Source organism: Embleya sp. NBC_00888, from assembly GCF_045207655.1.
GTDB lineage: Bacteria > Actinomycetota > Actinomycetes > Streptomycetales > Streptomycetaceae > Embleya.
In genome coordinates this window covers 157,416-181,125 of sequence record NZ_CP108785.1, presented here as the reverse complement: position 1 = coordinate 181,125, position 23,710 = coordinate 157,416, and the positions used below count along the sequence as shown (strand labels likewise).

Here is a 23,710-nt window from a genome sequence, read left to right as displayed (position 1 = left end):
GGAGTCTCGGAATGTCCGGATATCACAGGCGCCTTGCCATGGCGACCGCCGTGCTGCTCTCCCTGTCCGGCGTGGTCCTGGCCACGCCGGCCGCCGGCCAGGCGGTGTCGCCACAGGACGACTCCGTCCAGTGCGACATGGGCGGGATCGCCGCGTTCAGCCCGGCGGTGTCCAATACCGCCGCCCAGAGCACCATGAAGCTCACCGTCGGGAAGCGGCAATGCGTCGACGATGCGAGCGAGGTGGCGAGCGTCACGTTCGAGGTGTCGTTCACCGGCAGCCTGAGCTGCACGGCGCTCCCCGCGGGGACGTCCGGGAAGGCCACGTACACCTGGTACCTGACGGACGGCTCCACCGACACCAGCACGGCGAACGTGCATCTCACCGGGGCGAGCCCGCAGGAATTCACGATCGAGGGCTCCATCGCCAACGGACGCTACGAGGCCCAGTCGGTGGACGGCGAGGGGAGCATCGACCTCGCCGGCGCCGAGGGCGGGTGCGACGCGGACGGTGTCGCCGAGGCGCGGATGGACGGAACCTTCACCGTCACATAGTCCCGCCACGGACGTCCGGCGGTGGGCGGGTTCCCCTCGTGTGGTCGACGGTCCCGACGAACGGGCGGCGGGTGGTGGGCCGTGTGAGGGCCACCGCCCGCTCCTCGTCACGGGCACCGCGAACCTCCCTCGGCCGATCCGCACGATCACCACGCCCGGCCCGCAGGCGGAGCCCGTGCGGACCGAGGCCGTCCGGTCGACCTCGGGATCGTTTCGCATACGACCGGCTCGGCGCGCTCGGCCCGGCCCTCGGTGCCCTCGTGCCGTTCAACGGCAGACCCCGACCCCCACTCACCGGGGTTCGGCGAAGGTGACGGCGCCGGCACACGGTCGGCCGCGCGGCCGGAGTCGCCGATCACCGCCGGCCCGCTCGTCCACCACGCTCCCGGGACCGACGCGGACGACGCCACGCTCGGCCCGTCCGCCGACGTGCGGTACAGCCTCCGCCTGTTCGAACCGGACGACACGACCTCCTCGTCGGAGACGAAGGCGCGCAGCACCGCCAGCAGCTCCTCCTCCAGGCCGGACAGGGCCAGGCCCTGCTCGTGCCGGGCGGCGGCGTGCAGGGTCACACCGGCCAGGACGTTGGCCGGCCGGTTCAGTCGCAGCCGCCTCGCCGCGCGCGAGGTACCGGGACACTCGCCCAGACGTCCCCGCAGACGGTCGAGACGCTCCTGGGGGTGGACGCGAGTTGAACCATGAACGCTCCCTGGGAACGAACGAATCGGGCGCGACACCGCGCCCCGCGACAACCTGGGACGACCACCCGCAACGCATCCAAGAAAGCCGACCGGATGGCTGGTTTCCGCAGGTCAAAGCCTTGATCCGTTCCATGACCCGGGAATCCGGAAAGCACGGGCGACACAGTGTGTTCGCGGCGGACGAGTCGGCCCGGCCGCAGCGTTTCCCGGAGATCGACAAGGAAGTGGGGGCTGCCGGGCCGTCAGCCGAGAGACCGACTTGAGTCTTCCCCGGGTAACGCCCCGATATCAGTGCCAACGGACGCATCAACCTGCGGGAACGGGCTCCGCCCGATGCGCGAACAGACCCCGATATCCGTGCCAGGCTCGAAGAATGGGGAGCATCGCGCACCTGCCGACCGGTAGGACGCGGTCGGTGGCCACGGCCGCCGACGTGTTCGTCGACGCCCTCGACAACCCGAACACCGTCTGCGGCTACGGCACCGCGCTCAACGCGATCGTCGACTGCTTCGGCGCGGACCGCCCGCTCGCCCTGGTCGCCGACGACGAGATCGGCGAAGACCTTCGGGCACGTTTCGCGGTGTCGCGGGCCGTGTCCCATCCGACCACTCACCAGAGATCACACGTACACCGGACCGGAGCGCGCGAATCTCCCTCGAACGCGAACACCACGCGCCCGATCGAACGTGACGTACGACCCCATCCGGCCTCGACGCCCGAAACTCACGTCCACCTCATGTCGAGTGCGGAGAGGGCGTCGAGGCGCTCGGGCGGGTATGTGGCCCGTCGTTGTCGCGCGTTCGCCAGGGCGACCCCCAACTTGACCCGGTGCGTCTCGCTGTCGTGTTCGACGGCTTCGACGTGTTTGCGCGGCACCGTCAGATGCCCCTCCCGCTCCCGGAACGCGGCGGCCGCGGCGAGGGTGAGGGTCCACCGGTCCGCCCTCGCCGCCGACGCCACCGCAGCCGGCTGCGCGTCCTGCTCGGTGACGTCGACACCAACCTCGGCCAGCGCCTCCCGCTGCGCCGGCGTCAGGTCCGCCGCGTCGCGTCGTTGCCGCCGGAGCCAGGCCCCGACGTCCTCGCCGCCGACGGTGTACCCAGGGGCCAGGTCATCAACGCTGCCGCCGGCCTCGGTGTGCAGGCGTACCGCGGCGAGCATGCGTTGCCAGTCCAGCGACCACCGCTGCGCCGGGTCCTCGCGTCCGGCGGGGTTCCAATCGGGGTCGATCGCCGCCGGCTGCGCCCAGCGTTCGCGCCACCGGTCGGGGTTCCGGCGAGTCTCCAACGGACGTCGGCAGTTGGCGAGGAACTGCCCGATGGGGTAGCCGTTGATGGCGGCGGGTTTGGGGGCGGCGAGGTGTCCGTGGACGGCGTAGTAGGCGCGGCTTATGGCGAGTCCGGTTTCGAAGGCGGTGTCGTCGGTGTTCCACACCATGCCCAGCCGCTCGAGCAGCTCGATGCGGTGCGGGGTGATCGATCCGGCCGCCCGGGCCCGTCGCTGGTCCCCGACCCATTGCCCGATCGGGTAGGACGCTCCGGTCTCGGTGTCGTAGTCGATGCTCTCCAGCGGCACCCGCAGGTCCCCATGGCTCGCATGCCACCGCTTGGCGGCGTGGTAGCCGCGGCGCCAGTCCCGCCGTTCGGGGTTGATCACGCGCAGGTTGATGAAGTCGTGCAGGAGCGTGGGGTCGCGGTCGGTCATGAACCGGACGAGGAACCGCTCCTCGGCGCCGGCGTCGTCCCGGTCGCCGTCACCGGGCTCGACGTCGTCCTGGTCCTCGATGTGCTCGCTGGCGTCGTCGGTTCGGCGGTCGGGGTCCTCGCTGTCGATCGCCCGTGCCCGGGTCTTGGGTCCGCTGGGGGCGGGTGTGGCGAGCATGTCGAGGACGCGGGCGTCGTGCGCGGCCAGGGCGTGCAGGGTGCGCACGAGGGGGTGGTAGCTGTCGGAGACGAGCATGTCGTCGGGTTGTTCGCCGGGTGTGAGGAATACGGGGACGATGATGGTGGCGGTGCGTCCCTCGCCCGGGTGTTGGCGCAGGGCGCGGCCGATGGCTTGGACGATCTCCACGATGCTGAATTTGGGGTCCATGAAGGCGACCGCGGAGGCGCGCAGGTCGACGCCTTCGGCCAGGACGCGGACGTTGCTGAGGACCGCGCGGCGGGCGATGGTGCCGTCGGTGTCGGCGCGTTCGACAAACCGCGTGAGGACGTCGCGCCGGTGTTCGGTGGGGTGTTCGCCGCTCAACCAGTCCGCCCACACCGGTTCGGGATGACGTTTCGGGTCGTCCTGGTGCAGGCGTGCGGCGACGTCGGGCAGGTTCGCCGCGCAGCCCTGGGCCTCCAGCGTGCGGGAGTGGTAGGCGATGACGGTGTCCAGGTCGTCGTCGGCCGCGGCGCGCAGGAGTGCGGTCTGCAGCGCGACCAGGCGTGCGGCGCGGTACTGCTCGACCTCGTCGATGCCGCGCCGGCCGAGGCCTCGGTTGAGGTCGCTGCCGGTGGCCGCCGCGAGTTCCTGGACCTGCGGGTCGGTGATCTCCATGACGACCACCCTGGGTCGCGCGATCAGGCCCATGCGGGCTGCGGCGGCGAGTTCGAGGCGGTGGACGACGGGGCCGAAGATCGCCTCGTCGTCCATCGACGCGACCGCGCGCGCCGACAGTGCCGATTGGACAGGCCGTCCGCCCCGAACCCGTACCGGCCGATCGTCCCCGCCTTCGTCGCCCCACTCCTCGGTGTCGCCCTCGCCGGCCGCGGGGTCGGGGTCTTCCCACACGTCGTCCTGGGCCAGGGCGGGGGGCAGTTCGGGGTCGGCGTCCGACAACGTGGCTTCGCTGTACGCGCTGTTCTCGGGCGGCTCCCACACGCGGGGCGTGGCGGTGAGGTACAGCCGTCGCGCGGCGGGGAGTCGGGTGTTGTCGTGGACCGCGGCCCATTCCTTCCCGATCGATCCGCTGGTGCGGTGGGCCTCGTCGACGATCACGAGGTCGAAACCGGCCAAGGCCATGCCGTAGGCGCCCGCGTGGGCCGTCAGGACGGCGCCCAGCGACTGGTAGTGGCGAACACCGTCAGCGGCCCCGCACCGGTCGCCCACAGGGCGATTCGGGGGGCGCTGGTGGTGAACCGCACGCCGGCCTCGGTCAGGGTGCGGTCGCCGCCCAGGGAGCACACGGCGATCTGCGTTCCCGCAGTACGTCCGGTGCCCTGCCAGGCGGTGACGGTCTGGGTCAGTAGGTCGAGAGTGGGGACCAGGACGAGCACGCGGCCGCGTGGGGCGAGGGCGGCGGCCACGGCGGCGGCGATCCTCGTCTTGCCGGTGCCGCAGGCCATCACCGCGGTGGCCCGCGCGCCGCCGTGCGGCCCGTCCGGGACCACGTCCGCGTCGGGGTTCTCCAGGGCACGGACGATCGCGTCGACGGCCTCGCGCTGGTGCGGGCGCAATGGTGACAGGGGCCGGCGCCCGGACTGTGGTGGGGCCTCGGGTGGAAAAAGTGGCAAGGAATGCTGCACGGTTTCTCTCTTCGCGTCGCCGGTCTTGGGAGCGTTCCGGTCGGCCGGCGGTTCAACGGGTTCCATACTCCCGCGCGGCGGCCCCGGCGCAGGTTTCGGGAGTGCCCTGTCGGTGTCTCGCCCGGTCGAAGGCCGACGAAACGATCGTGGTCGTGTTCGGGACTCGAAGCCCGGCTCGAATCTGCTCCCGGTCCCCGATGGCGGCGCGTGCCGGTTGGGTCATTCCCCTTGATCCAATCGACAGCTTCACGGCGACCGATTCTTCGCAACCCGGTGAAAGTCCCGGTCACAGCAAACGACAAGCTGTGGATGTCTCCCGGCTTACGTTCGCGCAGTCACCAGAAATTACCGTGTGATGGTCAAGGAGTATTCGACGAAGCTTGGTGTTCCGCTACGGGAGCTGATGATCAGTTTGTGGTTGCCGGGAGAGAGGGGCGGCAGAGTGAACCAAAGGCCACAGGCCTGCGTAGAGATGCCTCCGGATTCTTCGGTGAGGGGATTGTCGGCTGGGCTGGTGAAGCTCACCTGCTCGGGGCCGAGTTTCTTGACGCCGATGGACTTGTCGTCCAAGGCAACGTCGCCCGCCGAGCCGGCGAGGTACTGGTTGCATGCCTCGGAGTCGTCCGCCGTGGTGGTGAGGACGGGGCCGACGACGGCCCGGCCGGCCGGGACGGTGCACTTGCGTTTGATGTCGACACCTGGCGCGGGAATCAGGAACCATACGTCGTCGGGCTGCCGTTGGGAGCAGCGCTCGCCCGTGGCATCCGTGTAGGGGCTGTGTGCCGAGGACTGGGCCGACCACTGCCACCAGCGCTCTTGCAGGTTCGCTATCCGGTCCGCCGTGGAGGTTGCCGTCGCCTCCTCTCCGGTCGATTCGCAGGCACTCAGCGAGGTCATGACAAGCGTTGAGGCGAACATGCCGGTAGCAGCGCGCCAAGAGCAATCACAATGGACGATTCTAGATCGCACTGCTCCCGCACCGGGCGTTCGATAGCGTGATTCACGAAAGCCACTCGCGTTTTATCCCATGACAAACCTTCGCCATGGACGAGCTGTTTCCGCTCGGGCCGGGGCCTGACGACGGCTGCTCCTCGAAAACCCCCGGCGCCTCCACCGCGGACGGCAGGTCCGCGTCCGCCGAAATGCCTACGGGCCGGGCACGGTCACCAACCGGAGCTCGACCACCACGTGGGTTGACCGCGACCACGGAAACGGTTGATCGACCCCCTCCGGGGCGCGGGCCATCGGCCGGCGTCGCCCCGTCGGACGGATGCCTGCGCCGGTCCGGCGACATGCCCTGACCCACCCCGCCCGCCGGCGCCGAAGGGCCGGCCCAGGACAGGACCGGGCCTTCGGCCGGCACGTCGGCCGGCGCCGGCGGCACGACAACGACCGGGCCCTGGTGCCCTCGGCCGGATGGCCCCCGATCCCGGCCGACACCCGCCACGCCGAACCGGTGGGCGCTTCGAGCGAGCCGTCCTTGCAGAGGGCTTCTAGTCGAATTAGAATCGATCTGTCTATCGTGGATAGAATCCACGAGTGAAACGAACCGACCTCGTCCGAGAGTTGGAAGCCCTCGGAGCCGTCCTGACCCGGCACGGCGGCAACTACGACATCTACGAACTCAAAGGCCAATCCTCGTGGTCGCGCGTCACCGCGAGATCAACGAGATCACCGCTCAAAAGACCCTGAGGAAGGCGAGGAACGCATGACCCCCACCGTCTACCAGGCCACCGCCGAACGGTCCGGCGTGTGGTGGGCCGTCAGTGTCGAGGACGCCGCCGGTGGCGTGTACACCCAGGGACGTACCCTCGCCGAAGCCGCCGACATGGCCCAGGACGCCGTCGCGGCCGCGTTGGACGTGAGCCCGGACGAGGTGCGCGTCGAACTCTCCGTCGCAGGCACCACTGAGGCCCTGCACACCCTGGATCAGGCGCGGCGGGCAGCCGAGGAAGCCGACAGGACGGCGAGCCGAGCGTTGGCCGACGCCGTCGCGACCTTGCTGGACACCGGAATGAGTCAACGCGACGCGGGCCGGGTCCTGGGACTCTCCCACCAGCGTGTCAGCCAACTTGCTCCGCGACGGACCACCACGCAACGCCCCGGACGCGGAAAACTCCAAGACGCCTGAGCTTCGGAGTCAAGCTGAGGCGCGCGCGAGGGGCTCGGCCGTTCGTGGGGCGGATTGACGACGCGGCTGCTTCTCGCGGTGGACGGGCGGGGGGTTGCCGTTGTCGATCGTGGCCGCTCCGGGGTAGGCCGGTGACGCGCCGGCGTTCGATCGATGTCCCCGGAACCGGCGGCCCGCCGTCGGGTTCGACACGTCTTTACCGCCGTCTCCACCACCACGCCCCGCTGAACACCCCGGCGCACGTGCGGCACGCCGCAGCGCGGACGTCGGGGAGCGCCACGCGCAGCCCGCGCGACATGCTGTTCGTGCGCAGCGTCGTCGGGATGGTCAGGCGGTGTCGTAGCTCCAGTGCGGGCGGCCGTCCGGGGGATCCGCGTGTTCGTAGTGGGAGCGGCCGTACTCCCGGGCGCAGTCGTCGGCTTCGAGCGCGACTCCGCCCGGGTAGGGCGGGTCGTGGTCGTCGATCAGGACCGGCCACTCACCGCCCAGGGATATCCGATCAGCCGGCTCCCGGTCTGGTCGGGGTCGAGGTCGGGCATGCGGGGATCGTGGCCGTGGCCGACGGCAGCGGCCCGGCGGGGTGTCGTCCTTCGCGTCGGCGCCGTCCGTGGCGGCCGCCGTTGCGGGATGGGCGCCGGGTTCGGTGGTGTCGACGCCGGGGCTGTCGCGACGGGAACGCTCCCGCGGCAGGTGTCCCGGTGGGCCGCGGTGCCTCGCGGAGTGGGTTCGGCTTCGGCGACGGATACGTCGGCCTGTGCAGAGCGGGTCGGCTGTCCGTCGGCAGGGTGCTCGGGTACCGGGTGTGGGCGTTGAGGAGAGTGGTGGTCCCTCGCCGACGCGAACGACCGTCACCCCATCCGGCGCGCGGCGCCCGTGCGAACCGCCCTCGATGCCCACGACCGCGCCGTCTTCGGCGACGCCGCCGTCCTGGCTTTGGTCGTCACCAACCTTGATTGTTCCCCGCGTCGACACGCCCGCCTACTATGAGTCATATAACGGTTGCTTTATGTGAGGAGTTGGGATGCCGTACTCGCCACTGCTGGTCAAGCCGATGAAGGAAGAGCTGACGAAAATCGGGTTCAAGGAGCTGTTGACCGCCGAAGAGGTGGACGCCGCGATGAAGGACGCCGAGGAGGGCCTGACCCTGGTGGCCGTCAACGCCGTGAACGGTGCCGCGGCCGGTATGGCCCGCCCCGGGGTCCGCATGGCCCTGGAGGACGGCTCCAAGCGTCCCGACCGGCTGCTGACCGTCTTCGCCGATCAGGACCTGGACGCCACCGCGAGGTTGCGCCGTCATATTGCGGATATCCCGCCGTCCGAACCGTCGTTCGCCTTGTTCAAGGACGGCGAACTCGTCTACTTCGTCCCGCGTCACCGTATCGAGGGACGCGACGCCGAAGCGGTGGCCGCCGACCTTCGCGCCGCGTTCGACGAGTTCGGCCGGTAGTCACCATCGGCCACGGCCACGGCCACGGCCACGGCCACGGCCACGGCGAGGGCCCCGGCCGGGGCCCTGCGTTGGTGACGATCAGCCTGCAAAATCGCCGGTGATGCCGGATGGCAGGCCTTACCAGGCAGGCGGCGATCCGCGTCCATTTCGCGGCACGGGACACGCCGAGCCGCATGAGCGGGCGGGACGACGACGAGCACCGGGCGCACGAGCCCGCTGCTCGTCGGGTCGGGGTGTCGCTCGTTGGAGTCGGCCTCGCATACGCTCTCCGCTCGGCAGGGTGATCAACGTGACCTCGATCTGCGGCCGGATTGCTCCGCCGCACCTGCCGGCGGCGGGCGGGCCGGTCCTGCTCGGTATCCCGACGCCGAGAGTGGACCGGCATGGGTGATCAGGCAGCGGGTGGGGAAGAAGCGGCGGCCCCTCACTGGACCAGGTCGGTGTGCGGGTGGCCTCCGTTTGCCGGGCAGGCGTACAGCTGGAGGTGATTGGCGTCCAGCACCGTGATCTCGGGCGGATTGGACCAACTGTCGTCGGATGTGCCGGGGACCCGGTCCTCGTGCGGGATCCAACTCGTGCTGTTGCGGTGCCATTCGGACGAGGCGATGGTCAGCAGCGGCGTCATCGCGGTACCGCAGGCCACACAGAACCGTGGCACGGGTCGGTGAGTCCCCAGGGGGCCCAGCCACCGACCTTCCAGCCGGGGGCGTGGGACAGCGCGTGGTCGTAGGGCTCCTTCGGGTCGGCATCGTCGACCACGATGCCCGCCGCCCGCCAGGGCGCGGGGTCCGTGATCTGCTGCTTCAGCTCCTCGGGGAGTTCCAGGGAATCGGGGTACTCGGTGACCTGCTCCGGGGCGAGCACGCACGGCTCAGGCACGTAGTAGTCCTCGTCCGCGTCGAACGGCTCGGGCGGTGCGGCCGGCACGTCGCCGACGTCCGCGGCGGTCCGCCAGGACAACTCGATCGGAATGCTTGAGTCCGGCGCGTGCTCCGAAGGGCACCACAGGACCTGCAGCAGGTCGGCCCGCCCGGGCGGCCGCAGCAGGGGTATGTCCCGCGCGTACAGCTGGGCCACGGGCACCAGGGGGTGGAGGCCTTCATGCTCGATGCGGCAGTACGGCCAGGGTTCCTGTGCGGGCCACAGCAGGGGCCCGCCGATCGAGCTGTCGTGCACCGTGGGAGAGCCGGGACGCGGGTACAACCGGACCGCTGGGCGGGCCAGCGGGGCCAGCGCGGGGAAGACCTCCGCGCCCGGGCGGTGTTCGAGCGGCGCGATCGGCAAGTGGGCCTTGGCGCCGGATACTCGAGTGCCTGCTATTCCTCCCAACCGACGGCTTCCTCGTGTGCAGCGAGGTTTCGTATCACGAGGTATGCGCCGGCGGTGGTGAACATTGCGCCTTCCTGACGGGTCTTGCACGTGGGTGCGCCTTCGACGGCCCGCGCGGCTGTAAACGCCGCCGCGTCGGCATCTACCTCGTCGAGTCCCCGGCGTGGGACCACGACGATCTCTCGAACCCGCTCGGAGACGGCGACGACCCCGGCCCGCTGTGGATCACCGACCCCACCCTCCGGCTCCTGCGGCGCTGCGCCTCGCGCCTACGGCAGCCTGTGCGAGGAACCACGAATCCTCGAGTCCCGGACCGCTGTGGCCACCGAGAACGTCTTGGAGCGGTTGCGGACCGCGTTGCGCGGTGCCCGCGACGCGGCGATCGCCGAGGGGGACGACGTGACGCTGGACTACGTGAAGCAGATGGGCGCGAAACTCGTTCCCACGATGGTGGTTCGAACCACAACCGGGAGATCAACCGCCCGGACTGGATGCACGTCATCCGCTCCCAGGCATTCCCGAACCTTTGGGTGAAGGCATTCAAGGCACATCAGGGCGACCTTGCCGTGGTGCGGGTTATGAGCACGGACGAGCTGCACCTCACCGGCGGCGACTGGCGCACGGTGTCCACCGACGGCCTCGGCGTGGGCGACGTGAAGGTCAAGGACATCTACACCCTCCAGACCAAGGAAAGGAATCGAACGCCGCACGCCGCACCGCTCCCTGGAGCCTGCAAGTACGGGATGCGCGGCATGCGCGCCTCGGCCCTGGCCGCGCAGCGCCTGGACGAGCCGGCCGACGGCGTGCCTCGCCCGTCAGATACCGAACGCAGCCTCGCCGGCCGCCGCTCTCAGCCGATTCGAGTGCGGGCAACCGCGCCGGGTCGCGCATGCCCCACGTCTGGCAGGATCCCCCGTATGCCTGAACCACTGGGAGCCGAGTCGCTCCGTCGTGTCCTCGGACCCACCACTGCGGCGGCGGTCGGCGACATCGAGACCGTCGGTGAGAGGCAGTGCGAGGGATACCTGCTCCGCCATGTCGCCTACCGCGTGCCGAGTGGTCGCGCCTCGGTGTTCGTCTGCATCCCTGACGGGTTGGCCCGACCGGCACCGCTGGTCTTCTGCCACCACCAGCACGCGAGTCGGTTCGACCTCGGCAAGAGCGAGGTGGTCGGGCTGCGGGGCAACGCCGACCAGCGCTACGCCGCCGAGCTCGCCCAACGGGGCTTTGTCACCATCGCCCCCGACGCCATCGGCTTCGAGGACCGCAACTGGGACGGCGGGGCCAACATCGGCTGGTTCGAGCTGTCCTCGCGCCTGGTGCGGGGCAGAACGCTGTTGGCGGATCTGCTCCAGGAGGTGAGTCTGGCCATCGACTACGGGGCGTCGCTGCCGGAGGTCGACGCGGCGCGAGTCGGTTTCATCGGCCATTCGTACGGCGGCCGGATGGCGATCTGGGCGCCGGCCTGGGATCAGCGCATCCGGGCGAGCGTGTCGAACTGCGGGTGCATTCCCTACCGTGACTCGGCCGCCCGGGACGCCGGCTTCCAGGCGGACTTCGTCATCCCGGGCTTCGCCCGCGACTACGACATCGAGGATGTGCTCTCGGCCGCTCCGCAATGCCGGTACCTGCTCATCGCGGGCGACCAGGACGTGTGGAGCCGGGGCGCGGCCGACATCGCCCGCGAACTCGAGCACCGAGGGCACGACCATGCCACCGTGCGCATCCGGCCGGGCGGCCACGAGTTCCCCTTCGAGGACCGCGAACTCGCCTACGGCTTCCTCGAGTCGGCTCTTGCCTGAACACTCCTCCACCGCCGACCGGACGTCGGGCGCGGGCCCCAGGCAGGACCACACCGCACCACCGTCGATGGTGCGGCGGGTTCGAGGCAGGGTCGACGAGAAAACCGACGCGGTGCGAGCGGACGTCGAAGGATCGCCAACCGTCACTGATCCAGCCCGTCACCCGCCGCCGGGTTCGGCCGCCGTTCGCGTCGTTCCTGCGCTCCTCTTGTGGTGGCGGTGTGTGGGTGTGCATGCTCGGGGTGTCATCACTGTGCGGGGAGGGGACGGCCGTGGCCGATACCGAGGCACGTGAACACCAAACGGTGGGACTCGCGTTGGACGCGCCGGAGTCGCGTCTGCCGGTGAACCCGTCCGGGGCGGAGCCGTTGCCGGACCTGACGGATCGACAAGGTCCGGTGCCGTTCGCGTTCCGGTTCCTGGTCCCAGTCACCGGTACCGGCGGCATCCTCCCTGCCGACGTCGGCTACGACGAGGACGCGCAGACCGGCGTGTACGAGGACCTCCCGCCCGGGGTGTACATGACGAAGAACCCGCCCAAGACCTACGGCCCCACCCAACCGTCGGGCCAGATGGACGCCCCGGACGACCCCGGCACCAGTGACGACTGAACCCGGCAACCCACCCACATCCCCACCCCCGCCGCTGCGCCGCGAGGGCCATGTCCTGGTCCTGTCGGGTCGTTTCGATCCGACCGCGGATCTGGTGGTGGAGGAGCTCAACCGGCGAACGGTTCCAGTCTTTCGCGCGGACCTGGCCGAGTTCCCCCTCGCTCTGTCCCTGGCCGCGACGTTCGACGGCGCGACCTGGTCCGGGTCGATGCACAACGACCGGCGCGAACTCGATCTCGCCGCAGTGCGCTCGGTCTACTACCGCCGTCCGACCCGGCCGCGTTTCCCGGCCGGCATGTCGGGGCCGGCGCGGCGGGTCGCGGAGCGCGAGGCCCGTCTGGGCTTCGGCGGGCTCCTGGCCGCGTTGCCGTGCCGCTGGTTGCCGCCTCCGGGCCGGGCGGCGGACGCCGAGTACAAGCCGCTGCAGTTGCGGGTGGCGGCCGAGTGCGGTCTGACGGTCCCGCGCACGCTGATCACGAACGACCCGGCGGCCGCACGGGCGTTCGCGGCCGAGGTCGCGGGCCCGGTGGTGTACAAGCCGTTCGGCCCGGTCCGCGGCGTCGTGGACGGCGCCTCGGTCGCGGTGTACGCGAGCGTCGTCGACCCCGCCGCGCTGGACGATCCGGCGATCGCCACCACCGCGCATCTGTTCCAGGCCGTGGTTCCCAAGGCGTACGAGTGTCGGCTCACGGTGGTGGCGGGCCGGGTGTTCGCGGCCGAGATCCACGCCGGCTCCGCCGCCGCCCGGGTCGACTGGCGGCGCGACTACGACAGCCTCACCTACAAGGTCTGCGACCCGCCGCCGGACGTGACCCGGGGTGTCCTGGCCATGCTCGACACGCTCGGTCTGCCGTACGGCGCGTTCGACTTCGTGATCACCCCGACCGGCGCGTGGGTGATGCTGGAGCTCAACCCGTCCGGACAATACGGATTCGTGGAACAGGCCACCGGACTGCCCATCACCGCGGCGATCGCCGACCATCTCGAAGGAGTCACGTGAGCGTCCTCGACGACGACCAGGCCCTGATCGCCGCCCGGGTGCGCCTGGTCGAGCGCATCGCCTCCGGCGACGTCGTGCTCTCGTCCCGGATCGCCGAGGCGTTCCTCAACATTCCCCGGCACGTGTTCACCCCGGTGTTCTACCGCCGCGAGCACGGCGACCGCTTCGTCCCGTGGCGCGCCGACGACACGGACGAGAGCGGCGACGGCGGGGCCTGGTGGGACGCGGTGTACTCGGGGGAGTCCCTGATCACCGAGGTCGACGGCGTCCACGCCGAACACGCCCCGCCCGAGGGTGTGTCCGGGGTGCCGACCTCCTCGTCGACCGCGCCGGACCTGATGGCCGACATGCTCGACGCCCTCGACCCCACCCCCGGCGCCCGTACGCTGGAGATCGGCACCGGCAGCGGCTACAACACCGCGTTGCTGTGCCGGGTCGTCGGGGCCGGGAACGTGACCACCGTCGACCACACCGATCACCTGGTTGTCACCGCCCGCGAACGCCTCAAGACCGCGGGATTCATCCCCGACGTCGTCCTGGCCGACGGCGCCCACGGGTGGGCGCCGAACGCCCCGTACGACCGGCTGATCGCGACCGCCTCGGTCCCGCGCGTCCCGAAGGCATGGATCGAACAGTGCGCGCCGGGCGCGGTGTTGGTGGTCCCCCTCAAGGGCACCCTCGCCGGCGGATCGATCGCCTGGCTGAAGAAACTCCCCGACGGCACCGCGGCGGGTCGCCTCATGCACACCCCCGCCGCCTTCATGCCTCTCCTGCCCGACACCGACCACGCCGAAGGCCGCCCTCGGCCCGCCCACCCGCAGGCCGGACACGCCGCGGACGGGACCCGCACCTCGGCGCTGACACCCAGAGTCCTGGACGACTGGACGTTCTCCTTCTTCGCCCAACTCCACCTCGACGCCCACACCACCCGCACCTTCACCCACACCAAAGGCCGCCACGTCACGACCCTGCGTACTCCCGACGGCTGCGCCGCCACCGTCACCGAGACCGACTCCGGAGCCGAGGTCGCCCGGTTCGGCGGGCGGGACCTGTGGGCGCCGATCGAGCGGGCGTATCACCTGTGGCTGGACCTGAATCGGCCCCGCCGCGAGTGGTTCACCCTCGATGCGGGCCCGATCGGCCAACACGTACGCCTCGCCGCACCGGACGGGCACGCGTACACCTGGACGCTGTGAACGAGCGGAGGTGACGGCACGGGGTGGAGAAGCGCATCGTCCGTTGAATGGGGAACCGAGCCGAATCCTCGTCGGTTCGGCTGAAACGTCGCCGTGGGCTCGGTGCCGTCGTCGAATGACCGACACCACCCCATCTGCCGGACTGCTTCACCCCGTTCGGTTGAAGCTGCCGGCGAACACGCTGGATGCGCCTGCCGGATATCGCGAAGCGACAGCAGATGGACGCATGGATGACTACCGTTCTTCCTTTGGTGATCGAGGGGAGACGGAATGCAGACGACGTCGCTACGCAAGGGCGAGAACGCCACGCTGCTCATGGCGCGGGCGGTGCTGTCAGTCTCGGTGCCAGGGTCTGCGGATGTGTCCGCGCTACTGCTAGGCCGCGTATCCAGTTGAGATCAACAGGTGCCCCGGCTGAGGGCGTTGACCCAGATCATCGCGGCGCGAAGGTGGAGGCCGGCGAGGTAGCTCTCGGGGGTCTTGTCGTAGCGGGTGGCGATGCCTCGCCAGGCCTTGAACCTGTTTATCAGGCGCTCGACGGTGTTCCGTTCCTTGTAGAGGTCTGCGTCGTGGCCGACGGGCCTGCCGCCCCCGGTGCCCTTCCTCTTGCGGTTGGCGGCCTGGTCCCTCTTTTCCGGGATGACTGCCTTGATGCGGCGTCTCCGCAGGTGGGCGCGGTTGCCACGGGACGAGTAGGCCTTGTCTCCGGCGACCGCGTCGGGCCGGGTGCGGGGACGCCCGACGGGCCCGCGGACCCGTACCTTCCCGAGGACGGGGACGAACTGCGGGCTGTCGGCGGCCTGTCCCGCAGTCAGGATCAGCGCCAAGGGCCGGCAGTTGCGGTCCGAGGCGAGATGGATCTTGGAGGTCTGTCCACCCCGCGAGCGTCCGAGCAGGCCGGCCCTCAGCCGGATCCGATGCCGGCGCCGGACACGTCGTCGTTCCTCCCGGTCCGGGTCGATTCCGGCTCCGTTCCCGCTTTGTTCCTCCGGATCGCCCCCTTTTGCCGGGCCTTCTCCTCCTCGGCGGCGGCCTTCTCCAGAGCGGTGAGCGTGTCCGGGTCGAGATGCATCCCGGCGGCGTCGTGGTGCGCCCGGACGGTGGTCGAGTCCACGCTCACCAGCGACATGTCCACCACGCCCCGCTTCGCGGCCTCCGCGATCAGGCCCTCCAACAGGGCCTCGAAGACACCGGCGTCCCGCCACTGCCGAAAGCGGTTGTGCACGGTCGGCCACGCACCGAACCGCTCCGGCATCTCACGCCACTGCGCACCCGTCCGAAACTTCCAGATCACGCCCTCGAACTGCTGCCGCAGCCGCTCGGGATACGGACCGAACCCACCGATCGGCAGATACGGCCCGATGAACTCCCACTCCACGTCCGTCAGTTGCTCTCGCGTCACAACAAGACCAATTACCAGACCAGGACCGGGTTGACGACGAATCCCACAGATCGATCACAACCCGATACACGCCCTAGGCCCTGGCGGCAAAGTCCGCGGCGACAATGACCTGGTCTTCTACAACCACCCGGCGCAAGACGGCGTGTCCATTGACGGCGCGGCAGTGATTGCGGAGCTGCACCGCTTGCCGACAGACGTGCACAGCGTCGTGGTCGTCGTCAGCGCCGATCCGCTGCAATCCCGCGCGGTCTTCACCCGAGCGCCTCAACTGACGATCACCCAAAGCGGTGGGCCGACGCTGTCGTTCACCGCGCCGGACTTCGGATCGGGGGAGACGGTCGTAGTCTTGGCGGAGCTGTACCGCCGGGGAAACGCATGGAAGATTCGCGCTGTCGGGCAGGGGTATGCCTCGGGCCTTGCGGGACTGGCGGCCGACTACGGCGTGGACGTCGACCCCGAGCCCTCTGCTGCGTCGCTACCTGCGCAGGCACGCGCCGCCACCGGGCAGACGACTGCTGTGGAACTGAGGAAGCTGGAGCGACAGGCGCCGGGCCTTCTTGCTCCGGCGAGGCAGGCGAGCCAGGCTCTTGCAGACCGAGGAATGACAGGACGGCGTGCTGCTGTCTACCTCGTCCTGGATCACGACTGGCACAAGGAGCAGCTGTACGAGTCGTTTGCCGTACAAGCTTTCGCAGAACGCGTCCTGGCACTGTCGGCCAACCTCGACGATGACGGGACCGTGCCCGTGATCTTCTCCAGCGGACGAGAGCCGTTCTTGGAGGAGATCGGGCTGGACAACTACCGCGGCCGTATCGGCCAATTGCACACCCAGGTCGACTGGGGCTGAGGCAACGTCGCCGATGCGATGCGATGCGATGCGCCGAGCCGTCAGCCACTATCAGGAGTCAGGCGCCACAGACCCCGCCTTCGTCGTCACTCAAGTCGGCGACGAACCATGGGACAAGGCCGAAGTCCGCTCCATGCTCCAGAACACCGCTTCAATGGGAATCTTCTGGCTCTTTGTGGGATTCGGCCGCGGCAAGCTCGCGTTCTACAAGAACCTCAATGCCTCCACCTCTGCCACCTTCACCAATGTCGCGTTCTACGACGCCGGCAACAATCCGGGATCGGTGCCCGGCGAGCGGTTCTACACGGGCCTCATCGACGCATTCGCCACCTGGATCCGGTCCTAAGAAACCCACACACGGCCAGATCTGCGAGCTGTCCGTGCCGGCCTCCCAGGATGGTCCGACGCAGTGAGCTACCTCCACGCCCAGCCCACGCCGAGTTCGACGACCGCGGGGTCGGTCTCGCTGCCGACCGCAACTCTTCGCTGTAGCCGCCCGGTACCGGCCCGCTTCGAGACGTTCCGGTGCCCTGGGGGCGTAGCGCCCGTCGCCGGCCTCATGGCTACGTGCGGGGTTGCGATGGCCCGACGCTGACGCCAGCCGATCCTGTCGGGACCTGAACTGCAGGCACCGCCGTGTGCGGGACCCGGGGGAAGGTGGACGCCATTCCGAACGGTTGTGCTTCTTTCGTGTGCCTGCGGTGAGTGGTATCACTTGCTTGCGTCGAGTGACCGGGGGGACGGTTTGTCGGATCAGCAGGAGGCGCTTGCGAGGGGCGCGGCCCGGCCGTCGTTGACGGTCCTGCCCCCTACGCTGCGGATGGCCTCGATGCCGTCGCCGAAGCAGATGGTTCCGTTCCTCGACCCGGACACGTTCGAGGAGTTCGTGAAGGAGTGGGTTCCGGCCCTCGAGACGAAGTACGTCCTGGTCGAACGGCACGGCGGGGCCGGGGACCACGGGATCGACGTGGCCGGGTATCTGTCACGGCAGAGGCTGGAGGGGGAGTGGCACAACTATCAGTGCAAGCGGTACGCGGCCGCCCTCGCCTGGTCCACCGTCGTCACGGAGATGCGCAAGATGTTCGTGGCCGTGGCGGCCGGTCACTTCACCGTACCGAAGCGGTACGTGTTCGTGGCCCCCATCATCTCGCGCAGCCTGCCACGTCAGTTCGCGAAGCCGACCGAGTGCCGGGACAAGTTCCTGCGGGAATGGGACACGGCCAAAGAGAAGTTCGTGACGGACCTGACTGCGGACGGGCGCGAGGCGGTGCGTGAGTTGGCCGCGTCCACCGACTTCGACATCTTCGAGTGTGTCGACCTCGACGAGATGCTCGAACTGCACAGCACGACCGTCCACTGGGCCGATCGTTTTCCGCATGCCCCCCTCGCGCGTGGCCCCGAGGCGCTGATTCCTCCCGAGGAGCACGGCGAGGTGGAGACCCGCTACGTCCGGCATCTGCTCGACGTGTACCGCGAACGATTCCCGGACGTGATAACCGACCTGGAGCACGTGAGCGAGGTCGCCGCGGCCGACGCCCACCTCAAGAGGCAACGCGAGGCGTTCTACACGGCCGAGGCACTGCGCGTGTTCGCCCGCGACGCGACCACGCCGGGTTACTTCGAGAAGTTGATGGAGGACGTGTACGACATCGTGGTGGAGGTGGCGGAGCGCACCTACCCGGACGGCTGGGAACGACACGGAGCCGTCACTGCCGCCGCGGGGAGCGTCCAGTTGACCCCGACGATCCTGACCCCTTTCGTGCAGCCGAACACCCGCAAAGGGGTATGCCACCACCTGGCGAACGAGAATCGCCTGATCTGGTGCCGGAAGGGACAGACGTGAATCCGCTCAACAGCCCGCTGGAGGTCGGAGTGCGCGCCCTGGTCCTCCTGGCCGAGAGCCACCCCGAACCGTTGGACCTTGCCCAACTCGTCGTGCTCGACCACGTTCTGCTACACAGCGGCGAGTTCGACGGCCCGCCGAGTCTGCATCCCGACCTCCCGGCCAGAGGGGGGGAGATCGGCATGAAGCGAACCGTCCTGGAGCAAGCCCTCCTCGTCTTGATCAGGGCCGGTCTCGCGGGTGTCCAGGACCGGAACGAGGGGCTGATGTACGCGGCCACCGACCGGGGCCCGGTGTTCGTCGACGTTCTCGAAGCGCCGTACGTCGAGTCCCTGCGCGAGCGCGCCGAGTGGGTGATCCACCACTACTTCCCCACGGTGGACGCCCGTGTCGCCACACGCGAGATCGTCAACTCCTCGTTCGCGGATCCCGCAAGGACGGAGACCGCCCATGGGTGACCTTCGTCTGATCCACCTCACATACACCGGGTCCGGCGAGCCGACCGCGGGCGTGGAGTTCGATCCATCGCGGGCGGCGGCGTTGGCTGCCTCGCCGAGGGCGCCCTTGAGCCAGGGGGTGCCCTGCCCGGCCGGGCCCGCGGTGTTCTTCGCGCCCGACTGGATCGTGCGGGGACACAACTTCGCCCACGAGACGAGGTGTTCGGGGGTGGGGAAGCGGCTCATGTCCGCGCCGATCTCGGCGATGATGATCTGCGCGGTGGCCGGCCCGATTCCGGGAACGGCGTCCAGCTTCTCGGCCAGGGCGCGGGCGCTCACGCCGCCGACGGACGGGTCTGCCGCCGGGCTGTCGTCGTGCGGGGTGATGATCTCTTCCAGTGTGTGGGCGATGAGCCGGTCGAGTTCGCGGATCTGTGCGGTGAGGTGGTCGACGGTTCCCGGCAACACCCGCAGCAGCCGGGCGTGGTGGTCCTCGAACTGCCCGGTCAGGCCCTCGATGAGGGCCGGCTTCTTCTTGACCAGGCTGCCCTTCGCAAGGTCGGCGAGGGCGCGCGGGTTGCGTTCGCCGGCGACCATCGCGTCGAGCATGGCTCGCCCGGACATGCCGAACAGGTCCGAGACGACGCCGGACAGCTTGATCTGCGCGTCTTGGAGGGCCTTGTCCACCCGGTGCTTGTGACGGGTGCGTTCCTAGGTGAACACGGTGCGGGTGCGAGTGAGATCCCGCAACTGCCGGACAGCCTTCGGCGGGACGAACTGGGCCCGGACCATTCCGCGTTCGGCGAGTTCGGCCAGCCGGACCGCGTCCGGCTTGTCGGTCTTGGGGCGCCCGGGGACGTTCTTCACGTCGCGCGCGTTGACGAGCCGGCAGTCCAGGCCCCGGGCCTCCAGCAGGTAGAAGAACGGCCGCCAGTACGACCCCGTCGCTTCCATGACGACCCGCTCGACGCCCTGGCAGACGAGCCGGTCGCCGAGTTCCAGGATCGCGTTGGTGGTCGAGGCGACAGTCCAGACCTGTTGAACGCGTCGGCCCTCGATGGTGTCGTGCGGGACGCGCAGGCAGACCATCCCGGATGCCTTGGCGATGTCGATCGCCGCGACCCGCGCGACCGTCCCGTCGTCGTGATCTTCCCTCGACTCCTCCATGACGTGCCCCCTGTCGTGCCGGTCGGGCGGGGCTGCCCGGGGAACCTGAGGGGAACGGAGAAGCTGATCGGCGTGCTCAAGGCGACAGTGTGCGGCCCCTCGGACGGCTCCCTCACCAGACTCCTATGCGGGCTCACGACCCAAACATCAAGCGGCGTCGGCGGACAGACCCTGTACCGATTTTCACGCCTGCGGGGCGTCATCCGCAGGTGAACGGTCGACTCCTATAGATCGTCAAGTCGCTGTTGTGGGTGGTTGCTTGGCCTTGATGTACTGGTAGATCTCCCGGGCCAGGTACCGCTTGAGGCAGCGGATGATCTCCTGTTTTGTCTTGCCTTCCGCCGTGCGTCGGATGACGTGGTCGATGGTGGGTTGGTGGAAGCGCATACGGACGATCACTACGCGGTAGAGCGCGGAGTTCAGCTGCCGGTGGCCGCCGCAGTTGAGCCGGTGCCGGTTCGTCCTGCCGGACGAGGCCGGGACGGGACAGACGCCCGCGAGCTTGGCGAACGCGGCTTGGGAGCGGATGCGCTCGGGGTTGTCACCGACGGTGACCGGCACTTCGGCCGTGGTGTCCGCGCCGATACCGAAGGCATCGACCGGGTCGGGCGCGTGGGCCCTGGTGAGCTCGCCCGGCAGAGCGTCGTGTTCCCGGACCTCGTCGTGGAGGCCCTTCCAGCGGCGGGCCATGGCGCGTATGGAGTGCTTCGCGGAAGCTGCAGGGCTGGTCACGGGGCCCGGCCGCAGGCCGGCGCATCGGTCGATGAGGGCCATCTTCGGCAACCCCTGGAGTTGCCGGCGCAGTTCGTCGGGGACCGTGACGATCAGGGCCTTGAGAGCGACCATGGCCTGGGTTCGGGCCTTGACCGCGCCGTCGCGGGCGATCTCGAGGTGACGGATCATCCCGACCGTTCCCTCGCCGCTCTCGGGAGTCGCGGTGGCGGTGCCAGCCGGTACCGCGCGGGCGGCGTTCTCCGCGTCGATGGGGTCGGACCTGCCGCGCCGGCGGCGCACGCGCCGGTCGGGCCGGTTGACCTCGACCGGCTTGTGGCCTTGCCTGCGCAGATGGGAGGCCGGTCCAGCCCCGTAGGAGCCGGTGCCCTCCACGCCGAAGGCCAGAACCTGACCGAACCGGCGTGCCCAGGCGTCGAGTTGCTCATAGCCGCCGCGGTCGGCCGTCACGCCGGTCGTGCCCTGGACCCCGCCGACGACGTCCACGGCGACGGCGGTGTGCACGTACTTGTGGGTGTCGACTCCGACAACGAATTTCCCGATCGGTTCGGCCTTCAGGATGCCGGTCACCGCTGTGGGTTCCTCTCCCGGGAGCGGCGGTCGGCGCGAGACCGTCGGCCGGGCGGGAGGACAGGACTGTGACGAGTGCCCGGGGGCAACAGGCTCCTATTCGGTCACTGCCCGCGCGGCCGACGGCCCGCATCGAGCCCGCCGCAGAGACGACCGACAGATCAACAGCAAGGACACCCGAAGGGTCAGTCGTAACGAACAGTCAGGCCGCCCCTGCGGCGGTGACCCCATCCTCACAGTACGAGTCCGCCACCGAGCCGACCGATGCGGCCGCGCCGACGTCGGCGAGCCGTTCGGTGTACCGAATCGATACGTATTGGGCGAGTTCAACCGGTCGTTGCAACACCGGGTTGTTGTAGTGAGCGTAGCTGTTCCTCGAAGACCTCGGCCGGGGTCTTCCAGCCGAGGATCTTGCGGGGTCGGTTATTGATGGCCAGGGCAACGGCTTCGAGGTCCTCGGCGGACCACCGGGACAGGTCGGTGCCCTTCGGGAAGTACTGACGCAGCAGCCCGTTCGTGTTCTCGTTTGTGGGTCGCTGCCAGGGCGAGTGCGGATCGGCGAAAAACACCTTCGTCCCGGTCTCGAGCGCGAACTGGGCATGCCCGGAGAGTTCCTTCCCGCGGTCCCAGGTCAGGGTCTTGCGGAGCTGCTCGGGTAGCTTCGTCATCGACTCAGTCAGGGCAGTGTTCATCGCGACGGCGCCGTAACCGCCCAACGGCGGGCCGTTCTTCACCGGCGGCACCTCGCCCCAGCCCTCCATCCTCGGCAGATGCACCAGGAGTGTAGATCGGCTGCTGCGCTCGACGAGCGTGCCGATCGCGGACCGGCCCGTCCCAATGATCAGATCGCCTTCCCAATGCCCCGGGACCGCGCGGTCCGCGGCCTCCGCAGGACGTTCACCGAGGACGACATCCGCGGTGACATGCCCCTGCGGCTTGTTCCGTGACCTCGACCGAGGCTCTCGAAGTGCCCGCCCGGTGCGCAGGCAGGCGACCAGCTCCCGCTTGAGCGCGCCACGGCCCTCAATGAACAGCGACTGGTAGATCGCCTCGTGGCTGATGCGCATGGACTCATCCTCGGGGAAGTCGGCCTTCAACCGGTGCGAGATCTGTTCCGGGCTCCATGCTGTCGCCCACCGCCTGTCTTGCCGGTGCGGCTTGTTCAGCCCCTTCCACGGAGGCGTCCGCGGTCCCGCGACGACCGTCCCGTCAGGCCGGTGAACGTTCCCCGAAAGCCTCTCCTGCACGTACTCACGCAACCGGTCGTTGCCCAGGAGCTTCGCGCTCTTCGGGCGCTTGGCCGCCTGCTGAGCCTTCCACTGGGCGACCGTCGCGCGGTACTCCTGCTTGCCGCCGCGCGTGGCGGCGTTGCGGCGCAGTTCGCGAGAGATTGTCCCGGGGTCACGCCCCAGGGCGCGGGCGATCTCGCGCACGCCCTTGCTCGTCGCCCTGAGGATCGCAATCTCCTCGCGCTCCTCGAACGTGAGGTACCGGCCCGAGGGCTCGGCCAACGAGATCGGCGGCATGCCGCCAGCGTGACGAAACCACCTCGCGCCCACCGGCCACGACACGCCGACCGCCAGCGACGCCTCCACCGTCGTGACCCCCGTGGCGATAAGTCGCCAGAACTGGCGCTGCACGACCCGAGACGGATCAGGCCGCCCGGGCGAACGCATCGCCGGCCGCAACGCACGGTCAGCGCGCCACTGCCGACGCCGCCCCTCCGGAACATCGCTGGTCTTCAAACTCCAGTCCGCCGTGGCCACGCCGCACACCTCCGAGATCAGGGTGTTGCGACGACCGGTTGAATCCACCTTGCGACCCGCGGTCGCTGTGGTGGACCAGCCCGGAGTCCTTCTTGATGCGGCGGCGCCATAGCGCCATCTCCAAGGCACCCAGAGGGAGTTCGGTGCGCAGGTGCTCGGCGATCCGCCAACCGACGATCATCCGCGAGTACACGTCGAGGACGAACGCGACATACGCCCAGCCGGACCACGTCCGCACATACGTCGGGTCGGCGACCCACACCCGGTCCGGGCCGTCGGCGGCGAAGACTCGGTCGACCGGGTCCGGCGGACGAGGCGCGGCCGGCTCGGGGACCGTGGTGCGCCGGCGCCGACCGCGGATGACACCCTCGATGCCCAGCTCGCGCATCAGCCGCTCGACCGTGCACCGCGCGACCGGGTGGCCCCTGCGGGCCGGGGCGCGGGCGATCCGCCGGGCGCCATGAGTACCGCCGGAGTCGCCGTGCTCACGCTCGATCAGCGCCATGAGCTGCTCGTCGCGCAGCCGGCGGGCGGACTTCGGGCGCTGCTTGCGCGCGAAGTACGTCGACGGCGACGTGTCGAGCACCCGGCATACGGGATCGACCCCGAGGCCTTTGTCGCGCAGGTGGTCGATCACCTGCTCGGCCTCGTCCGGGGACGGTC

The 23,710-nt window shown here is 69.6% G+C and carries 22 protein-coding genes and 3 pseudogenes; 13 read left to right on the top strand and 12 right to left on the bottom strand.

The window, feature by feature from the left end; all coding sequences use genetic code 11:
* The first annotated feature begins 38 nt into the window (after nt 1–38).
* Entirely contained in the window at nt 39–554 is a 516-nt protein-coding gene (locus OG948_RS34890) for a hypothetical protein (protein ID WP_406300429.1), read from the top strand.
* A gap of 146 nt (nt 555–700) precedes the next feature.
* Here OG948_RS34890 and OG948_RS34885 read toward each other — a convergent pair whose 3' ends face one another.
* From OG948_RS34885 to OG948_RS34870, 4 genes are all read right to left on the bottom strand, one after another.
* Entirely contained in the window at nt 701–1,126 is a 426-nt protein-coding gene (locus OG948_RS34885; protein ID WP_406300428.1) for a hypothetical protein, read from the bottom strand.
* An 852-nt stretch (nt 1,127–1,978) separates the two neighbouring features.
* Nucleotides 1,979–4,255 (bottom strand): Helicase associated domain protein, encoded by a 2,277-nt coding sequence (locus tag OG948_RS34880; protein ID WP_406300427.1) that lies wholly within the window; start codon nt 4,253–4,255, stop codon nt 1,979–1,981.
* Nucleotides 4,256–4,284: 29 nt separating this feature from the next.
* Nucleotides 4,285–4,695: a DEAD/DEAH box helicase family protein gene (locus OG948_RS34875; protein ID WP_406300426.1), complete on the bottom strand. Its 411-nt coding sequence runs from the start codon at nt 4,693–4,695 to the stop codon at nt 4,285–4,287.
* A 414-nt stretch (nt 4,696–5,109) separates the two neighbouring features.
* On the bottom strand, nt 5,110–5,661 hold the full coding sequence (locus OG948_RS34870) for a signal protein (RefSeq protein ID WP_331769025.1): 552 nt from the start codon (nt 5,659–5,661) through the stop codon (nt 5,110–5,112).
* A gap of 642 nt (nt 5,662–6,303) precedes the next feature.
* On the opposite strand from OG948_RS34870, the gene OG948_RS34865 reads away from it, so the two are divergent.
* The 3 genes from OG948_RS34865 (at nt 6,304) to OG948_RS34855 (ending at nt 8,342) form a co-directional block, all read left to right on the top strand.
* On the top strand, nt 6,304–6,456 hold the full coding sequence (locus OG948_RS34865; protein ID WP_331769024.1) for a hypothetical protein: 153 nt from the start codon (nt 6,304–6,306) through the stop codon (nt 6,454–6,456).
* A gap of 16 nt (nt 6,457–6,472) precedes the next feature.
* On the top strand, nt 6,473–6,895 hold the full coding sequence (locus tag OG948_RS34860; RefSeq protein ID WP_331769023.1) for a type II toxin-antitoxin system HicB family antitoxin: 423 nt from the start codon (nt 6,473–6,475) through the stop codon (nt 6,893–6,895).
* Between the two features lie 1,021 nt (nt 6,896–7,916).
* Nucleotides 7,917–8,342, top strand: a complete 426-nt coding sequence (locus OG948_RS34855) for a BrxA/BrxB family bacilliredoxin (RefSeq protein ID WP_331769022.1) — start codon at nt 7,917–7,919, stop codon at nt 8,340–8,342.
* A gap of 427 nt (nt 8,343–8,769) precedes the next feature.
* On the opposite strand, the gene OG948_RS34850 is transcribed toward OG948_RS34855, so the two are convergent.
* Both OG948_RS34850 and OG948_RS34845 read right to left on the bottom strand, forming a co-directional pair.
* Nucleotides 8,770–8,970, bottom strand: coding sequence for a hypothetical protein (locus tag OG948_RS34850; RefSeq protein ID WP_331769021.1), 201 nt, complete (start codon nt 8,968–8,970; stop codon nt 8,770–8,772).
* Nucleotides 8,967–9,674 carry a hypothetical protein gene (locus OG948_RS34845; protein WP_331769020.1) on the bottom strand — a complete coding sequence of 236 codons (708 nt, stop codon included), beginning with the start codon at nt 9,672–9,674 and terminating at the stop codon, nt 8,967–8,969. The genes OG948_RS34850 and OG948_RS34845 overlap by 4 nt, the downstream gene beginning before the upstream one ends.
* Before the next feature lie 116 nt (nt 9,675–9,790).
* Here OG948_RS34845 and OG948_RS34840 point away from each other — a divergent pair.
* From OG948_RS34840 to OG948_RS34820, 5 genes and pseudogenes are all read left to right on the top strand, one after another.
* A pseudogene (locus OG948_RS34840) lies at nt 9,791–10,372 on the top strand (hypothetical protein); the annotation flags it as partial.
* A 45-nt stretch (nt 10,373–10,417) separates the two neighbouring features.
* Complete coding sequence (locus tag OG948_RS34835) at nt 10,418–11,476, top strand: dienelactone hydrolase family protein (protein WP_331773385.1); 1,059 nt, start codon at nt 10,418–10,420, stop codon at nt 11,474–11,476.
* Nucleotides 11,477–11,748: 272 nt separating this feature from the next.
* Nucleotides 11,749–12,087, top strand: a complete 339-nt coding sequence (locus OG948_RS34830; protein WP_331769019.1) for a hypothetical protein — start codon at nt 11,749–11,751, stop codon at nt 12,085–12,087.
* Entirely contained in the window at nt 12,077–13,087 is a 1,011-nt protein-coding gene (gene tgmB, locus OG948_RS34825) for an ATP-grasp ribosomal peptide maturase (RefSeq protein WP_406300425.1), read from the top strand. Before OG948_RS34830 ends, tgmB begins: the two co-directional genes overlap by 11 nt.
* A complete protein-coding gene (locus OG948_RS34820; RefSeq protein WP_331769018.1) occupies nt 13,084–14,283 on the top strand; it encodes a methyltransferase domain-containing protein in 1,200 nt (399 codons plus the stop codon). Before tgmB ends, OG948_RS34820 begins: the two co-directional genes overlap by 4 nt.
* Before the next feature lie 398 nt (nt 14,284–14,681).
* On the opposite strand, the pseudogene OG948_RS34815 reads toward OG948_RS34820, so the two are convergent.
* A pseudogene (locus OG948_RS34815) lies at nt 14,682–15,685 on the bottom strand (IS5 family transposase).
* A 40-nt stretch (nt 15,686–15,725) separates the two neighbouring features.
* Here OG948_RS34815 and OG948_RS34810 point away from each other — a divergent pair.
* The 4 genes from OG948_RS34810 (at nt 15,726) to OG948_RS34795 (ending at nt 18,833) form a co-directional block, all read left to right on the top strand.
* Nucleotides 15,726–16,532 carry a TerD family protein gene (locus OG948_RS34810; RefSeq protein ID WP_331773383.1) on the top strand — a complete coding sequence of 269 codons (807 nt, stop codon included), beginning with the start codon at nt 15,726–15,728 and terminating at the stop codon, nt 16,530–16,532.
* Nucleotides 16,533–16,560: 28 nt separating this feature from the next.
* Complete coding sequence (locus OG948_RS34805; RefSeq protein WP_331769017.1) at nt 16,561–16,878, top strand: VWA domain-containing protein; 318 nt, start codon at nt 16,561–16,563, stop codon at nt 16,876–16,878.
* Between the two features lie 483 nt (nt 16,879–17,361).
* Nucleotides 17,362–18,375: an ABC-three component system protein gene (locus tag OG948_RS34800; RefSeq protein WP_331769016.1), complete on the top strand. Its 1,014-nt coding sequence runs from the start codon at nt 17,362–17,364 to the stop codon at nt 18,373–18,375.
* Entirely contained in the window at nt 18,318–18,833 is a 516-nt protein-coding gene (locus OG948_RS34795; RefSeq protein ID WP_331773382.1) for an ABC-three component system middle component 2, read from the top strand. Before OG948_RS34800 ends, OG948_RS34795 begins: the two co-directional genes overlap by 58 nt.
* Nucleotides 18,834–18,914: 81 nt before the next feature.
* Here OG948_RS34795 and OG948_RS34790 read toward each other — a convergent pair.
* The 5 genes and pseudogenes from OG948_RS34790 to OG948_RS34770 all read right to left on the bottom strand — a co-directional run.
* Nucleotides 18,915–19,409: pseudogene (locus OG948_RS34790) on the bottom strand (transposase); the annotation flags it as partial.
* 114 nt (nt 19,410–19,523) lie between these two features.
* Nucleotides 19,524–19,979, bottom strand: coding sequence for a transposase (locus OG948_RS34785; protein WP_331769015.1), 456 nt, complete (start codon nt 19,977–19,979; stop codon nt 19,524–19,526).
* A gap of 234 nt (nt 19,980–20,213) precedes the next feature.
* Nucleotides 20,214–21,281, bottom strand: a complete 1,068-nt coding sequence (locus tag OG948_RS34780) for an IS110 family transposase (RefSeq protein WP_331769014.1) — start codon at nt 21,279–21,281, stop codon at nt 20,214–20,216.
* Between the two features lie 326 nt (nt 21,282–21,607).
* Nucleotides 21,608–22,807: an IS30 family transposase gene (locus tag OG948_RS34775; RefSeq protein ID WP_331773381.1), complete on the bottom strand. Its 1,200-nt coding sequence runs from the start codon at nt 22,805–22,807 to the stop codon at nt 21,608–21,610.
* Nucleotides 22,808–22,976: 169 nt separating this feature from the next.
* Nucleotides 22,977–23,684 carry an IS3 family transposase gene (locus tag OG948_RS34770; protein ID WP_331769013.1) on the bottom strand — a complete coding sequence of 236 codons (708 nt, stop codon included), beginning with the start codon at nt 23,682–23,684 and terminating at the stop codon, nt 22,977–22,979.
* Nucleotides 23,685–23,710: the final 26 nt, after the last annotated feature.